This is a genomic window from Sulfitobacter sp. 1A12779 (assembly GCF_043557315.1).
GTDB classification, from domain to species: Bacteria; Pseudomonadota; Alphaproteobacteria; order Rhodobacterales; family Rhodobacteraceae; genus Sulfitobacter; species Sulfitobacter faviae.
Window position 1 is genome coordinate 1 of record NZ_JBIFFU010000028.1, and the last position, 14188, is coordinate 14188.

The following is a 14188-nucleotide window of genomic DNA, read 5'->3' on the forward strand; positions in this document are numbered from 1 at the left end:
TCGGTGAAAGTTGAGATCTTCGCCGGGATTTTTGACTTGCCCGAAACCCTTGACAGAGGCCCGCCCCATTACGGAAGTGGGCTTTGGGTCGGGGGAACGAGGAGGGGGTCTAGCCCGTCCGCGTTCCGGCGCCGTGGCCGGTCTCCGACCGCCTCGGCGCATCCCTAAATCCCAGACACAAGGACGAGACCCATGACCGATCCCCAGATCGACTTCGCCGAGACGATGGCGAAATGGCAGGCCGAGCGCGAAGCCGCGAACAAGGCTGCCAGGGGCGAACTGCTCCCGCAGTTGCGTGCCCTCGGCGTTACCGAGGTGGCCGCCGAATACGAAGGCTACGGCGATTCCGGCAATGTCGAAGACGTGACGGTGCAGCCCGCGGGCATCGAACTCCCCGACGACCTCCGCACGAAAGTCGAGGATTTCGCCTGGTCCGTCGCCTATCACCAGCATCCGGGCTTCGAGAACAACGAGGGCGGCTATGGCACGCTGACCTGGGATGTCACCGCCGACAGCATCACGCTGGATCACGCCGACCGATATGTCGAATGCTCCCACAGCTTTGACGAGGGGCTCTGATATGGCCCATCCCCTGCATCATGCCGAAAGCTCCGCCCGGAAGTACGGCGGCAAGCCTTCGGACTACCAGGCGCTGCACGAGTTTTTTGATGTCTCCAAGGAGCACCTCGCGCTCTTCGTCCACCGAGCCTACAGGCACAACACGCTCGGCATCTTCGAATTGGAGCGCCAGTTCGGCAGAACGCTGACCAACAGTGCGGGCCGGGTCATTCCGACCCGCTGGATCGGCGAGCAGCATGTCCGCGAGGATTGCCAGGGCCGCATCCCGTCGCTCGCCGACTGGCTTATCCGCATCCGGCCCGAGCCATGGATGGCCAATGGCCGGATCGACTTTGATCCTCCAGATATCGTCGGCGATCCGCGGGTCGCCTGGATGGCAGAGGTGGCAGCGGGCAGGACGATCCTCGGTCTCAAGGACTGGATGGAAGGGAGGGGCTGATCATGCGCAATGTCCGCAGGTTCTACGATTGCAGCACCGCACATTTGCCCGAGGAGACCGCTCAGGCCATCGAAGACGGGCTCTTCGCCAAATCGCCAACCATGCTCAGCGAATATGGCTGGCTGTTCTCCGTCCCGGAAACGCTCGCCGACTTACCGGAAGGCGTCAACTGTGACGCCTTCAAGAGGGTCATGGCGTTGGCGATGGATGCAGGCTGCGACTGCGTCCTCTTCGATCGGGACGTCCCGCCGGTCCCCTATCTCGAGGCCTTTGACTGGTAGATCAATCGCAGTTGCACTGAGGCCCGATCCGCGGATCGGGCCTCTCTTGTTTCTGCCGCCAACACTGAAATGGAGATCCAGATGAACATTGCGGAGATCAAGGCCGCCGTGGGTGCCGGCAAATCCGTCCACTGGGCGAACGAGGGCTACCGGGTTCACCGGGATGGTCTCGGCCAATACCTCATCACCTTTGTGCCAAACGGCAGCACCATCGGTCTGACCGACCGGAGCGGCCGACGGCTGAACGGAGCCGAGGCCGATTTCTTCATATCTGAGCCGATGCACTGTGCAGCGGCAGAGCAGGGGAGGGACGCGCACGTGGCGACGTGGGACACCTCGTCCAGCGCCGGGCCGGGCTGACGGTCAGGAGAGAAAGGAAAGAGGGCTTTCGGTTTTGCGATCCCATGAGGGGTCGAAAAGCAATCCCGCGTGCTCTGGCAAAAAGCCGGGCAGCGGCAAACCCAAGGAGAAGACCCATGTTCGCAGGAACCCTGACGAAAAACGCCGAGACCGCAGCCACCGCCTATTCCGGCATAATCCATTCGACCCGGTTCGATGTTGCCATCCAACTCGAAACCCGGACGAAGATGTCCGAGCGGAGCCCGGACTATGACGTGACCGCGGTGAACAAATCCGGCCGCAAGGTGCGCATCGGCACGGCCTGGAACGAGACCGGCAATACCACCGGCAATCCCTACATCTCGATGCAGATCGATGTCGGCCTCGGGCCGTTTCGGGTCAACGCCGTGCAGACGAAGGAAGCGCGCGAAGCGATGACCGGTGAATTCGAGATCATCCCGCTGGTGTCGAACGGTGCCATGAAGTCCGGCTCGATCTCGGGCGAGTTGACCGCAATGGATGCCGACAACGCCTTCGCCGGTTACATCGCCAACATGATGTTCGACCTCGATTTCATCCTCGTCGAGAACGCGTTCAAGACCGAGGAGACCCATCCCGACTACCGCATCGAGGTCAGCTCGCCCAAGGGCCACCCGATCCGCGTGGGCTCGGCCTGGATGGCGAAGAGCAACCGGACCGGCAACGACTACGTCTCGCTCCTCATCAACACGCCCGATGGCGATCTGCGGGTGAACGCTGTTCAGAACGAGGAGCAGCGGGGCGGCCAGACCTTCTCGATCATTCCCTTCGTCGAGAGCGCCGGCCAGGAGCGGTCTGACAACACCGGCCTCGCTTTGGTGGGCTGACGCGCGACGACTTCCACCGAACGGGCGTCCCGGGCAACCTGGGCGCCTTTCACCCGTGCAGGCCTGATCCTCCTCCGAAACCAGGCCTGACGGGGCGGTGCCGGTCCTGTCTCCGACCGGCCCGCGCCTCCTGTCCCCGAAAGGCAGGTCCCGTGAGGGGAGCCGCGGCAGCGCGGCTCCCCTCTTCTCGTTTCACCCCATCAGAAGGACGACAGCCATGTTCAATCTCTCCCATCCCAAACTGGTCACGCTCGCTGAGACCGAAGGTTACGCCGAGGTCGCGGACTTCCTGGAGGACTATGCGCTCGACAGCATCGTGCCCGCGATCTGCATGGCGCCCAATTGCGATCACACCGCTGATCTCGAACCGGATCAGCGCGCCGGCTTCTGCGAGGCCTGCGGTCGTCCCACCATGAAATCCGGCCTCGTCATCGCTGGCTTGATTTGAGCGGCAAGGATGAGGGGCTTCCCATGACACATAATCAATACACGACGCCCGGCACGCGGCTTACCTGGTCCGACGTCGGCGAATGGGTCGATGCGGCCCACCGGATCGGCAGGCGCCGGCCCGGTGCGGCGCGCAACCGGGCCTTTGCCGCCCATGCGGCGGCATTGCCCCGCGACCTCACCAACCGCGAGACGCATATGCCATCGCTGGAGGCGGCGATTCACCTCCTAAAACACGGACATCCCAGTCTCGCCCGGCCGCAGAGAGGCCATCGGGCGGATCACCCGACCACGCCGGTCATCATGGATCTGATGAACCGTCTCGCCGTCCTGAAACGCCGGGATGAGATACCCGCCGGGAACAACTGGACCGCCATGTTCGGAGGTTCCGATGCGCATTCCGGCTGACATCACCGACCTGATCGAGCGCGGCGCCCTTGTGGCGATCAACCATTCCGGCGGCAAGGACAGTCAGGCCATGTCGATCAGGCTGGTTGAGGCTGGCATCCCGCGCGACCAGCTGCTCATCGTCCATGCCACCCTCGGCGACGTGGAATGGCCGGGAACGATCAGCCATATCCGGAAGACCACGTTCGGGCTGCCGCCGGTGATCGCACGACCGCGCCGGTCGTTCTTCGAGATGGTCCGGGCACGGGGCATGTTCCCCTCCCCGCGATACCGCCAATGCACCTCCGACCAGAAGCGCGGCCCGATCGAGCGGGAGTTGCGTCGCTATCTCGCGGCCAATCCCCGCTTCGCCGGACGCATCGTCAGTGCGATGGGCATGCGCGCCGAGGAAAGCGCCGCGCGTTGGAGCCGTCACGTCGTCAGGCTGAACAACCGCAACAGCGTGGCGGGTCGAACCTGGATCGACTGGCTGCCAATTCATGAGCTATCCCGGCGCGAGGTGTTCGACGCCATCGCCGCGGCGGGGCAGGAGCCACATTGGGCCTATGGCCGCGGCATGACGCGGCTGTCCTGCAGCTTCTGCATCATGTCCTCGCTGGCCGATCTGCGATGCGCGGCGCGGCTGCGACCGGACCTACTTTCCGCCTACATGGCTCTCGAAGACGAGATCGGCCACACCCTGCGTCCCGACGGGACGAACCTCCGCGAAACCCTCAACCGATTGGATGCCGCATGACCGTGCATGACCCCCAAGAAATCGTCGAACGTCCGGGGTCCGGCTTCTCCGAGGCCGAGATCGCCACCATCGACGCCGCGCGGGACATCCTGCGCAGGCATGCCCGGTCCACCGCCGCCTTGCAGTCCTGGACCATGCTGACCGACTACCTGGCGCTCAACGCCGTTCGCAAGCGCGTCGAAGTGTTTCGGGTGCTGCTGTTGGACCGGAAGAACAAGCTGATCCGCGACAGGGTCATGACCCGCGGCAGCATCGATCACGTTCCGGTCTATGTCAGCGAGGTGCTCCGCTCGGCTCTCGTTCTTGATGCCTCAGCCATCATCATGTGCCACAACCATCCGTCCGGCGATCCGCATCCGAGCCAGGCCGACATCGATCTCACCCGGAAGATCGTTGAAGCCTGCAAGGTGATGGAGATTGTCATCCACGATCACATCATCGTCGGTTTCGGACGGGAGAAGAACGCGTTCAGCATGCGGGCGGCCGGGATGATGGGTGACTAGAAATCCGGGAACATGTGCCGGGTGGACGCCAGCCTCATCCAGTTCCGTCCACCAAAGGCAACAAGTGTGAGGTAGATGATACCCGCCTCGACACCCGGCCTGAAGACGATGGTCAGACGATGGCCGGACCCGCCATGTCGCACGAGCCAGCCTTCGAGCTTTCCTTCAAGCCGCACGCCAGATGTCGGGTTGTCTGCAATGGATCGCAGCAAGGCATCGACCTCATCCAGGCGCCGAAGAGCTGCTCCCGAGTCGCCCTGGGTGACTTCGATGATGTGATCGACGATGCCGATGAGATCCCGCTCGAAGAACGGATGCCGGACGAACTGCATCAGGCCTTGCGGGTCATTGCGGTCAGATGCGCCCGCGCGCCAGCGGTGACGTCGGAGGCGTCGCCGACCGGTTCCCATTGGTCGAGCGGCAGAGCCAGACGCCGTTCAAGTTCTGCTTCTAGCACCGCCCGTTCGCGCTCACGTTCTGCCTTGGCCTTCGCCAGTTCCCCCGAAACCGCCGCGCTCACATTGGGATATTCTCCGGCTTCGACCAGCTCCCTGGCGAACGCGTAGGCGGTATCGGTAAAGCTGACGGATTGCTTTTGAACGCTCATGGCGGACTCCTTGGTGCTCCAATAGAGTACTGAAATCCGCGGCATCTGGCAAGCCGGTCAGCCCCGACCGAGGGAACCGACCCATGCCTGACGGCCTCCCCTGCTCGGCTGCGCGTGTCGCAGGGGAGATATCGGCCGTCGGCCGATCGCGCATTCGGCCATGCGGCCTCACCGCGGCGTTGCACCCAGGCCCCCGGTTTGCCCGTCTCGCGAGCACGTCGCTCCCCGGCCACTCCGCCGGATTGCACTCTGGTCTGTTTCGGCCAGAGGCCAAAACGATCCCGCCGCTCCATCCGTCTCCCGCGTCCGGTCGCGCCGTTTGCCTGCTCGCGTCGGGCAAACCTGCCGTCAAAACACACACACATGAGCGTGGAAGCATATCCTCCGGATGGCCCCCGAATCAGCCCGCCTCAAGGATCGCAAAACTTTTCGGCGAGGCCGGCGGGTGTGGAGAAGGCAGTCCAGTGCTCGATGACGCGCCTGTGGTGAGCGATGCGCCCGGAAAACTTTTGCGCCCGGCGCGCCGGCGGCTTCGCCGTCCCTGACCCGGACAGATTCGGTGAACCAGACGTACGGCCATGCCACCACACTCACGTGGTGGTTCCCCGAACATCTGGAGACACCAACATGACATACGAGAACGCGAATGCCTACGAGACCATCGAACTTTTCGGCCTGACGGAGAAAGACGCGGAGCTGCCCATCCCCGAGGATCACGTCCTGACCGATAGCATCGTCCGCGAGACTTTCGAGGCCCTGCTTGGCCAGCTGCGCGGCACCGGTCTCGAGACCGAGATCGAACCGCTCGCGCACGGGCTCGCCACGATTCTGCAGCGCCGCAAGATCGCTCTGGGCAAGGAGCTTGACCGCACCGCTGACAAGATCGGCGCCCTGGCAAAATCCCATGACGGGTCGGAGATCGCCGAGACCGCGCTCGAAGAGGCGCAGGCCCGCTTCCTGCAGGTCCGCGAGATCGTCGGGGCCATCGAGGTGATGAGCGAGGCGGCGGCGGAATGCTACGAGGTCGAGACCGGCCACGCCTTCATCCCGGCCGCGGGATCGCGCGCCAGTGCTCGCGCTCAGGAGACCGGAGCGGTCTTCGAGGCCCGGCAGCTGCTGGAACAGCACGATCGCGAGACAGCCGCGAAGTCGAAGGTCGAGGGGGTTCCCCTGATCGTCTCGGGGGCGACCGACTGGACCGATATCGACGTCATCTTCACGACACTCGACAAGGTTCGCGAGCGCATCCGGCAGAACCGCAACCAGGAGATCTTCCTCTGCCACAAGGGTGGCAAGCACGGGGCCGAGATGATCGCCGCCCGGTGGGCTCGGGCGCGTGGCGTCGCGCAGGCGCGCTTCGATCCGCGCTGGTCCGCGCATGGGCGGGCAGCACCCTTCAAATGCAACGACGAGATGCTGGACGACAAGTTCGCCGCGACCGGGGTCGTGCTCTTCGGCGGCAACGGGGTCGCACTGAACCTCGGGCAGAAGGCGGAAGCCAAAGGCCTGACGGTGATGCGGGTCGCCGATCCGGCGAAGAAGACGGCAGACGCGTGAATGAGAGAGGGTCGCCTTTGGGCGGCCCTTTCGTCGTTTTCATCTGCCTGCCCGTAAACTGGCGGTCTCCTCCGCACAGTAAGCCAAGTCGCGGTGGAGGTATCGGCCTGAGGCCGATCGCGCATTCGGCCATGCGGCCTCACCACGGCGCAGCACCCGGCGTCCCGGTTTGCCCGTCTCGCGAGCACGTCGCGCCCCGGCCGCTCCACCGGATTACGCTCCGGTCTGTTTTGCGGGGCAAAACGATCCCGCCGCTCCATTCGTGTCCCGCGTCCGGGCAGCACCCTTTGCCTGCTCGCGTCGGGCAAACCTGTCGTTAATCACACACACATGAGTGCGGAAGCATATCCTCCGGATGGCCCCCGAACCCGTCCGCGTCAAGGATCGCAAAACTTTTCGGCTAGGGGGGCCGGGGAGGAGAGGGCGGTCCAGTGTTCGATGACGCCCCCGTGGTGGGCGATGCGCCCGGAAAACTTTTGCGCCCGGCACGCCGGCGGCTGCGCCGTCCCTGACCCGGACAGTTTCGGCAACCAGGCATTCGGCCATGCCACCACACTCACGTGGTGGTCCACGAACATCTGGAGATGAGATCATGACCGACGAGAACAAGACCGAGGACGACCTTTGCCGACACTGCGACCGCACAGGCACGTCGCAGCGCGGAACTTCCACCGGGAAAGACCATCACGATATTGGCGGCCATGTCGTCCCCTGCGTCGCCTGCGGGAAAGACGCGTTGCGGACCGATTGGGAGACTATCGATGGCGGGAGCGTCAATTTCCACTGGCGGGAGGCCTGTGCGCATTGTTCGCACCTCAGCGAGTCTCTCTTCGCCTGAACAGTACCTTTCATCGGGCGGCCCCGTCGCCCGGTGATCCCTCTCTCTAACCCTTCCACGCTCTCGACGACTGCGACACCATCCATAAGTGCAGCCCCGCCCGGCTAAGGCCGGGCGGGGCTGCTGCGCTCCTCAACTGTCTGTGGCCCCTCAGTCAGACGCAAATAACATGAAGGTCGGTGGTGATCGATCGTCGGTCATGCCGGGCCCCTGCCGGCGGTTGCACCGCCGTCACCGCGCTCGCAGGTTCCGGCCGTGCCGGCCTCCACCCGGAACACGAGGCCCCTGGACGTGCTGAGTGGCATACCCCGGCGGCGGTCTCCTGACGGAGCCAGCCGGCGGGGTTGCCCTCATGCGCGCCAGAAACCCCGCGATCCGCCCGTCCGGGTGCAGATCGCTGGGGCGGGCGCAGCGCATCGACCGCGCCGCCCGATGACGGCGACCCGTCCGGGCCGACAACTCTGCTGCCAGACCTGCGGCTGTATCACCGCCCCGGATCGCCACACAGGCGACGGGGAAGCCGAGCTTGAGGCAGACGATCGCGGTCGTGCCGATCGGGCGCACGCGAACCATCGCGCCGACGCGTTGGAAGCGGGGGCGGACCTGGTCACGTCTGACATAACTCGACAGGACCGATGGCGGCTGAGGAGCGGGGTGCACATTTGGGTCTCCCCTCTTTGCTCATAGATGTGGATCGCACGGGGTCGGGCGGTCCGTGCCCTCCGCTCACGCTCCGGCAAACACAAATACGGTTTCCACGCGCGGGGCGCGCGGACCCTCCGCATTTGTGTTTGCGGACCTCCCTTGCCCCCCGTGCCGGGTGATCCCCATCGCAAAAAGGAGAGACCCAAATGACCAACCACTACGTCGCCACCGTTCCCGTCAAGTTCACCGACAACGAAGGTCAGGAGCGCACCCGCTTCCAACGCGTCGGCGCGATGTTCCGCAACACTCGCAACGGGGACGGCTCGGAGTTCTTCAGCCTCAAACTCGACTTCCCCGTCGCGGTCCAGGAGCTGGTGATGTTCCCGCCGAGCGCGAAGGAACCGCAGGAATAGTCCGCCTCAAAGATGGGCCGCCCTAGGGGCGGCCCTTTCCCTGTTTCAGGGAAGGCTGCGCTGTACCCGGGAACCCCTGCCTTCGGCCGGCGTCCCCGGGAAGGCGTCAGGACCGCAAGCGGTCCTGACGGGGGATATCAGAGATCGCCTGGAACAGGTCTGCCGGCCAGCCTCAAGGGGGCCATCCGGAATAACAGTCGGGCTACGCCCGCCGGTTTTTCCGGCAGAGATTTGGGCCGAGCCAAATCTGGCCGCCCTTGACCCTGTCCGTCAGCCCCGTCGGTGGAGGGATGCGCCGCCCCTCGCTTCCGTCCGAACACGGGTCCGTGTTCGGCCAGACCCTCGGGCGCGGGCATGACAACGGGCGGCCGAGGTGCGGTTGGAGATGGTCGGGTTTTCTGGGCCCTTCGGGCCGGGCCTCGCACCTGCGGTGCTCGGCTCGAAGCGGAATTCAAGGTCGCCTGGGGGCAATCTGCAATAATATTGTATTGACCGGTAAATATAGTTTCGTATGATGAAGGCGACCTTGAATGAAGGTGGCAGGAAATAGGGGGGCTTTCTTCGTATGAGCCGGACCAAGAGACTGACACAGACGGAGCGGGCGGAGATTATCCGTGAGGCCGCAGCAGGTGTGGGGACTTCCGCGCTCGCGGAGCGGTTCGGGGTCACGCCGCGGGCCATCCAGTACACGTTGAAGGCGGACGAAGAACGCCAGAAGGATGCGGCCGTGGCGACGGCCGCGGTGACGGTGAAGCTGACACCAGAAGAGCTTGCTGCGCTGGATGAGGTGCTGTCCGCGGCGGGGATCGAGACCCGCACGGAGGGGGTCCGGCGGCTGATCCAGGCGGCGGGGGGAACGTTCGTTCCGGACGCGAATCTGGCGGCTGAGATGGCGCGCTACCGGGCCTCCTTGCACGAGGTCGGCAACGGCGTCGTGCAGGTCGCCAAGCAGATGATGAAAGCCAGCCGGGAGGGGCAGGGGGAAGGCTCCGCGCCGAACGCAGAGTTGTCCGAACTGCGCCTCGTGCAGATGCGTGCGCTGGCGCGGTTCATCCTCGATTCCGCTGACGAGATCGACCTGCTTTTGCGCCGTCGTCGGGATGGGATGCGGCTCTCCGCCACTGCCGCTCTGAGGGAGTTCGCCCATGCGGCTGAATGATGCCGTCCATGACGTCACCGGAGAGATCTTCCGGGATGGCTGGAGCCGGATACGGGGCTCGATGCAAGGGCTGCAGGCGTCCCGGCAGAGGCAGCTCGTGCGCGCCGCTGCGGGGCATCGTGCGGCGGTCTTCAAGGCGATCCGGGGCGGGGGCACGCATTCCAAATCCCAGCTCATGAACCAGCTTGATTACCTCACCACCAAGTCCTCGCATATCGTGGACAGCAGCGGGTTCCTGGATGGGAAGACGAGGCTTGAGGGATCGGAGATCAAGGACCTGACGGAGCGGTTCGCCAAGCGCTGGAGTGCGGGGTTCAAGCCCAAGCTCGGACAGACGACGCATATGCTGATGTCCTATCCGATCGGCACCCGGGGCGAGGACGTGCGCGACATCACCGCCAATGTCGCCGAGCGGTTCTTTCAGTCCGAAGAGGGACATTTCGACTACATCATCGCGGTGCATGAGGATCGCGATCACCCCCACGCACATATAGTTTTGAATCGCCGGTCGCAGGAGGGTGAGTTCTTCTTCCTGGGTCGCGATCACCGGTTCAACTACGACGATTTCCGCCTCGCCATGGTGGAAGAGGCCGAGCGGTTCGGCGTGCGTCTGGAGGCCACGCGGCGGCTCGATCGGGGTGTCGTGCACTACCCGCCGCGCACCCGCGAGGTCTATGCGGCCAAGGTTGAGGGGCGGGCCGCGGAGCCACGGCCACGGGTCGGGGCCGATCTTGATCGCGCCCTCGAAGAGATCGCAAACACCCGGATCATCTATCACTCGCTTGCCGCTGAGGCCTCTGCGGACAACCGCGAGGACATCGCCGATGCCCTGTTCCGCTCGGGAGAGCTTCTGGCCAAGGGCGGCAAGCTGACTTTGGAAGGAGGCGTCTACATGGCAGAGGAGCAATCGTTCGAGGATCTGAGGACCCGTTATGCCGATCAGGTCGCGCGCGTCCAGGGCATGATCGATGCGAAGCCGGAGGCCGAACGGCCGCGGCTCGAGCGCAGCCTCAACGAGATCCAGTCGCGGCTCGCGCATATGCAGCCGCTAGGGCTCAGATCCGTGACATTGACCGAAAAGCCCTCGGAGGGCGGGGTCTATTCCGAGACCAATATCGATGCGGCCCGGCTCGACCGGTTGCGAGACCCCGAGGTGCGGGCGCAGGTCGACACCGCGCTGCGCGGGACCGGGATCAGTTCGTCCGTGGTGGTCGCCCGGATGGAAACCGGCGCGCAGAACGCCGCGCTCGAGCGGCAATGGATCGCTGACGATCTGGCGCGGGTGGCCGAGAGGGACGGTCTCAACCTCGAGCGCCGCGCGGATCTGGAGACGGCGCGCGAGACCCTCAACCGGGCCCATGTCCAGCTCGGCGTCGCGCTGGAGCGGGCAGGGGTCTTGCGTGAGGACGGTGTCGTGGAAGATCGCACCGTGACGGAGAGGGTCCATTATCATCGGGACGCCACTGAGGACATGGAGCGCGCCATCCGCCAGGACATGCGTTCGGAAGGTCTGACCGAAGACCAGATCGAGGCGCGGGAGTGGGAGATCGTCTCCCGCGCGGAGCGGCGTATCGAAGAAGAGCAACGCAGCTACCTCGATGCGCATCCCGAACTGCTCGCGCGCCCGGGCGACGTGATCGACCGGTCCGAGCCCTACCGGGAGCGCATCACCGACGAGGCCCGGGCCCGCGAGATCACCCGCGAAGTCGACCGGATCATGGAAGGTCGCGACGCGCGGACCCCCGTTGCGGATGCCGTCACGGACGAGTTCCGCGCGCGCTATCCCGATATGCCGTCGCATCTCGCCCGCGGGCTTGGCGCGACCTATGCTTCCGTCACCGATCTGCGCGACACCGAGGCCCTCAACCAGGTCCGCCGCGACAACGAGTTGCGGGAGGTGGCGCTCGACCTGCGCGACGGGCGGCTTTCGGACGCGCGCGAGGGGGACGCTGTCGAGGGGGCACCGATCGCCGATCCGGACATCCGGCGGGTCGTCGACCATGAACGGGCCGGCAATCTGCAGTCGCCGTTCCAGGACGACGGTCAGCGACTGACCTACCGCGACGCCGTCGAGCGCGAGCTCGACGCGGCGCAGATCGACCGGCTGCGGGACGGGGATGTCGACGTGCTGAAGACCCAGATCGAAGACCGTCTCGATCGGCTCTACGCCGCGAAGACCTACCTGCAGTCGGACGCGGCCACCGCCAACAGCGAGGCGACCCGCGCCGTGGTCGAGGAGATCGCCGACCGCGAGTTCGAGCTCCACCGCGCCGATCTTGTCGATGGCGAGACCGAGCGCGGGGAGACGCACTGATGGGAGGGGTAGGGAAGGGCCGCCTCGCCCTCGGCGTCGCGCTGGTCACACTGGTCGCTATCGCGATCGGCTATGTCATCGCCTCGGCCGTGATCAGTTTCCGGGACCTGGGTTTCCGGGCCGAGATCGACTTCTTCTATATCGTGCAGAACTACCGCGCCATCGGGGCCGCCCGTCCCGACGACTTCCGCCTGATCAACCTGATCATGGGCGGGGCCGGGGTGGCGGGCCTCATGATGAGCCTTGCGATGTCGGGCTCGGCGCTCACCCGGTTCGGCTATACCCATTGGCAGACCCGCCGCGAGATGAAGCGGAACGGCTTCTTCGGCGCGCCGGGCACGGGCTTTGTGATCGGCAAGCTTGGAAAGCCAAGCTCGCGTGCGCCGTTCCTGTGTTCCAAGACCTTTCCCCATGCGTTGATCGTAGCGCCGACCGGGCGCGGCAAGACCACCGGCTTCGTCATTCCGAACCTCCTGACCTGGCAGGGCTCAGCGGTGGTGCTCGACGTAAAGGGAGAATGCTTCGAGGCCTCGGCCCGCCACCGGGCGGCGCAGGGTGACGAAGTGTTCCGCTTCGCGCCCACGGATTGGGAGGACAGGCGGACGCATCGCTACAACCCACTTCTGCGCATCTATGAGCTCAAAGACCCGGCCCGCCAGCAGATGGAGTTGCAGCTCCTGGCCACACTCTTCCTGCAGAACGACAACGACCGTGTTCAGGGGCTTCTCAAAGGGGGGATCGATCTCTTCGTCGCGGCCGGGCTACTCGCGTTCCAACGCCGCAGGCCGACGCTCGGCGAGATATACCGCATCGCCGCCTCGGGCGGGCAGAAGCAGAAGGAATATCTCGCGCGCGCCCATGAGGTCCAAAACGCCGCGGCGCGGCTGATCTTCACACGGCTGGCGTCCACCAACAACGATACGCTGACATCCTATGTCTCGCTCCTGATGACCTCGGGCCTCGATCAATGGCAGAACCCGGCGATCGACGATGCGACGGCGACCTCGGACTTCGACTTCCGGACGATCCGCAAGAAACCCTTCAGCGTCTACCTCGTCGTCCAGCCCCTCATGGTGAAACCCCTCGCACCTCTGATCCGGCTCTTCTTCTCGGACCTGCTGTCGGCGCTTCAGGACAAGGAACCGGGTCCGGACGAGCCCTGGCCGGTTATGATCATGCTCGACGAGTTCAACCGGCTCGGAAAGATGCCGATCGTGGCCGAGAGCATCGAGGTGCTGCGCGCCTATCGCGGGCATCTCGCGGTGGTGACCCAGACCATCCCGGCCATCGACGAGATCTACGGCGAGAACACGCGGCGCGCCTTGCAGGGCAACGCCGGGATCAAGCTCTACCTGACGCCCTCCGACGAGAAGACCGTCGAGGAGCTGAGCAAGGCGGTCGGCAAGACCACGAAAACCGTCGTCACGCGGTCCCGCGCGGTCGGGAAGAACCCGTTCGAGGGCCGCAGCCAATCGGAGCGGACGGAGGAGGTGTCGCTCCTGCCCGAGGATGAGGCGCGGCGCCTGCCGCTCGACGAGATCGTCGTCGTCGTGGACGCCCAGATGCCGGTCCGGGCCAAGCGCGTGGTGTATTTCGAGGACCCATTCTTCAAGGGCATCCATGCCGCCCAGGAGGGGGAGCTACCCTTCCCGACGGGGCCGGTCCCTCCGATGGGGGAATTGCCCCTGAGCGTCAGGGCGATGCCCACGGCGCCGCGGGGGTCAGGTCTCACGGAACGTGATTTCGAGGCCAGGATGGGGCTAACAGAAGGCGGAGGGATTGCACCCCTTGAGTCCGGTCCGGCTCAAGCGCCTCGGCGCGGCCGCGCCGCTGTTCTTGCGGATGATCAGCGGCAGATGGAGATGGAGTTCGGGCGGCAGGCAGATCTGGAGGTGGAGGCTGCGTCCGAAAACGACGTCGCCCGAGTTCAGGACGCCGTGAGTGATCTCGAGCGGTTGGAGGCGGAGATGTCCGGTTCGGAAGCAAACGTCAGCGAGACGGGCGAGAAATTCGGGCTTGGCTGAGCCGCCATGCGGGCGACACGAAAGAATGTCGCG

Annotated in this window: 17 protein-coding genes; 15 read left to right on the plus strand and 2 right to left on the minus strand. The window is 65.1% G+C overall.

From position 1 onward, the window contains the following. The first annotated feature begins 192 nt into the window (after positions 1-192). The 9 genes from ACGYLQ_RS18425 to ACGYLQ_RS18465 all read left to right on the plus strand — a co-directional run bounded on the left by ACGYLQ_RS18425 (position 193) and on the right by ACGYLQ_RS18465 (position 4598). The gene (locus ACGYLQ_RS18425; protein ID WP_071974368.1) at positions 193-579 is read left to right on the plus strand and encodes a DUF6878 family protein; all 387 of its coding nucleotides are present in this window, start codon (positions 193-195) and stop codon (positions 577-579) included. A gap of 1 nt (position 580) precedes the next feature. Beyond that, positions 581-1018, plus strand: a complete 438-nt coding sequence (locus ACGYLQ_RS18430) for a DUF6915 family protein (protein ID WP_071974367.1) — start codon at positions 581-583, stop codon at positions 1016-1018. Positions 1019-1020: 2 nt separating this feature from the next. Then, positions 1021-1299: a hypothetical protein gene (locus tag ACGYLQ_RS18435; RefSeq protein WP_071974366.1), complete on the plus strand. Its 279-nt coding sequence runs from the start codon at positions 1021-1023 to the stop codon at positions 1297-1299. An 81-nt stretch (positions 1300-1380) separates the two neighbouring features. Further along, complete coding sequence (locus tag ACGYLQ_RS18440; protein WP_071974438.1) at positions 1381-1659, plus strand: hypothetical protein; 279 nt, start codon at positions 1381-1383, stop codon at positions 1657-1659. 116 nt (positions 1660-1775) lie between these two features. Next, entirely contained in the window at positions 1776-2504 is a 729-nt protein-coding gene (locus ACGYLQ_RS18445) for a DUF736 family protein (protein ID WP_071974365.1), read from the plus strand. Between the two features lie 217 nt (positions 2505-2721). Then, positions 2722-2952 (plus strand): hypothetical protein, encoded by a 231-nt coding sequence (locus ACGYLQ_RS18450; protein ID WP_027264463.1) that lies wholly within the window; start codon positions 2722-2724, stop codon positions 2950-2952. Positions 2953-2975: 23 nt separating this feature from the next. Further along, positions 2976-3359 carry a hypothetical protein gene (locus tag ACGYLQ_RS18455; RefSeq protein WP_027264462.1) on the plus strand — a complete coding sequence of 128 codons (384 nt, stop codon included), beginning with the start codon at positions 2976-2978 and terminating at the stop codon, positions 3357-3359. Then, positions 3343-4095 carry a phosphoadenosine phosphosulfate reductase family protein gene (locus ACGYLQ_RS18460; protein ID WP_036051621.1) on the plus strand — a complete coding sequence of 251 codons (753 nt, stop codon included), beginning with the start codon at positions 3343-3345 and terminating at the stop codon, positions 4093-4095. Before ACGYLQ_RS18455 ends, ACGYLQ_RS18460 begins: the two co-directional genes overlap by 17 nt. Next, a complete protein-coding gene (locus ACGYLQ_RS18465; protein ID WP_394444256.1) occupies positions 4092-4598 on the plus strand; it encodes a RadC family protein in 507 nt (168 codons plus the stop codon). The genes ACGYLQ_RS18460 and ACGYLQ_RS18465 overlap by 4 nt, the downstream gene beginning before the upstream one ends. Here ACGYLQ_RS18465 and ACGYLQ_RS18470 read toward each other — a convergent pair. Next, positions 4595-4930 carry a type II toxin-antitoxin system RelE/ParE family toxin gene (locus tag ACGYLQ_RS18470; protein ID WP_027264460.1) on the minus strand — a complete coding sequence of 112 codons (336 nt, stop codon included), beginning with the start codon at positions 4928-4930 and terminating at the stop codon, positions 4595-4597. The two genes, ACGYLQ_RS18465 and ACGYLQ_RS18470, sit on opposite strands and share 4 nt — an antisense overlap. Further along, complete coding sequence (locus ACGYLQ_RS18475) at positions 4930-5205, minus strand: hypothetical protein (protein ID WP_027264459.1); 276 nt, start codon at positions 5203-5205, stop codon at positions 4930-4932. Before ACGYLQ_RS18475 ends, ACGYLQ_RS18470 begins: the two co-directional genes overlap by 1 nt. Positions 5206-5832: 627 nt before the next feature. On the opposite strand from ACGYLQ_RS18475, the gene ACGYLQ_RS18480 reads away from it, so the two are divergent. The 6 genes from ACGYLQ_RS18480 to ACGYLQ_RS18505 all read left to right on the plus strand — a co-directional run bounded on the left by ACGYLQ_RS18480 (position 5833) and on the right by ACGYLQ_RS18505 (position 14155). Further along, positions 5833-6762, plus strand: coding sequence for a DUF2493 domain-containing protein (locus tag ACGYLQ_RS18480; protein WP_027264458.1), 930 nt, complete (start codon positions 5833-5835; stop codon positions 6760-6762). Positions 6763-7354: 592 nt separating this feature from the next. Then, the gene (locus ACGYLQ_RS18485) at positions 7355-7600 is read left to right on the plus strand and encodes a hypothetical protein (RefSeq protein WP_027264457.1); all 246 of its coding nucleotides are present in this window, start codon (positions 7355-7357) and stop codon (positions 7598-7600) included. 851 nt (positions 7601-8451) lie between these two features. Continuing rightward, complete coding sequence (locus ACGYLQ_RS18490; protein WP_027264456.1) at positions 8452-8658, plus strand: hypothetical protein; 207 nt, start codon at positions 8452-8454, stop codon at positions 8656-8658. A 565-nt stretch (positions 8659-9223) separates the two neighbouring features. Further along, entirely contained in the window at positions 9224-9817 is a 594-nt protein-coding gene (locus ACGYLQ_RS18495; RefSeq protein ID WP_027264455.1) for a helix-turn-helix domain-containing protein, read from the plus strand. Next, on the plus strand, positions 9804-12131 hold the full coding sequence (locus tag ACGYLQ_RS18500) for a relaxase/mobilization nuclease domain-containing protein (RefSeq protein ID WP_027264454.1): 2328 nt from the start codon (positions 9804-9806) through the stop codon (positions 12129-12131). The genes ACGYLQ_RS18495 and ACGYLQ_RS18500 overlap by 14 nt, the downstream gene beginning before the upstream one ends. Next, complete coding sequence (locus ACGYLQ_RS18505; RefSeq protein WP_027264453.1) at positions 12131-14155, plus strand: type IV secretory system conjugative DNA transfer family protein; 2025 nt, start codon at positions 12131-12133, stop codon at positions 14153-14155. Before ACGYLQ_RS18500 ends, ACGYLQ_RS18505 begins: the two co-directional genes overlap by 1 nt. Positions 14156-14188: the final 33 nt, after the last annotated feature.

Bases quoted from the DNA above. Each gene is read 5' to 3' on its own strand.
- ACGYLQ_RS18430 (WP_071974367.1), top strand. From the start codon at position 581: ATGGCCCATCCCCTGCATCATGCCGAAAGCTCCGCCCGGAAGTACGGC.
- ACGYLQ_RS18480 (WP_027264458.1), top strand. From the start codon at position 5,833: ATGACATACGAGAACGCGAATGCCTACGAGACCATCGAACTTTTCGGC.
- ACGYLQ_RS18460 (WP_036051621.1), top strand. From the start codon at position 3,343: ATGCGCATTCCGGCTGACATCACCGACCTGATCGAGCGCGGCGCCCTT.
- ACGYLQ_RS18505 (WP_027264453.1), top strand. From the start codon at position 12,131: ATGGGAGGGGTAGGGAAGGGCCGCCTCGCCCTCGGCGTCGCGCTGGTC.
- ACGYLQ_RS18440 (WP_071974438.1), top strand. From the start codon at position 1,381: ATGAACATTGCGGAGATCAAGGCCGCCGTGGGTGCCGGCAAATCCGTC.
- ACGYLQ_RS18495 (WP_027264455.1), top strand. From the start codon at position 9,224: ATGAGCCGGACCAAGAGACTGACACAGACGGAGCGGGCGGAGATTATC.
- ACGYLQ_RS18445 (WP_071974365.1), top strand. From the start codon at position 1,776: ATGTTCGCAGGAACCCTGACGAAAAACGCCGAGACCGCAGCCACCGCC.
- ACGYLQ_RS18465 (WP_394444256.1), top strand. From the start codon at position 4,092: ATGACCGTGCATGACCCCCAAGAAATCGTCGAACGTCCGGGGTCCGGC.
- ACGYLQ_RS18475 (WP_027264459.1), bottom strand. From the start codon at position 5,205: ATGAGCGTTCAAAAGCAATCCGTCAGCTTTACCGATACCGCCTACGCG.
- ACGYLQ_RS18455 (WP_027264462.1), top strand. From the start codon at position 2,976: ATGACACATAATCAATACACGACGCCCGGCACGCGGCTTACCTGGTCC.
- ACGYLQ_RS18500 (WP_027264454.1), top strand. From the start codon at position 9,804: ATGCGGCTGAATGATGCCGTCCATGACGTCACCGGAGAGATCTTCCGG.
- ACGYLQ_RS18435 (WP_071974366.1), top strand. From the start codon at position 1,021: ATGCGCAATGTCCGCAGGTTCTACGATTGCAGCACCGCACATTTGCCC.
- ACGYLQ_RS18485 (WP_027264457.1), top strand. From the start codon at position 7,355: ATGACCGACGAGAACAAGACCGAGGACGACCTTTGCCGACACTGCGAC.
- ACGYLQ_RS18425 (WP_071974368.1), top strand. From the start codon at position 193: ATGACCGATCCCCAGATCGACTTCGCCGAGACGATGGCGAAATGGCAG.
- ACGYLQ_RS18490 (WP_027264456.1), top strand. From the start codon at position 8,452: ATGACCAACCACTACGTCGCCACCGTTCCCGTCAAGTTCACCGACAAC.
- ACGYLQ_RS18450 (WP_027264463.1), top strand. From the start codon at position 2,722: ATGTTCAATCTCTCCCATCCCAAACTGGTCACGCTCGCTGAGACCGAA.
- ACGYLQ_RS18470 (WP_027264460.1), bottom strand. From the start codon at position 4,930: ATGCAGTTCGTCCGGCATCCGTTCTTCGAGCGGGATCTCATCGGCATC.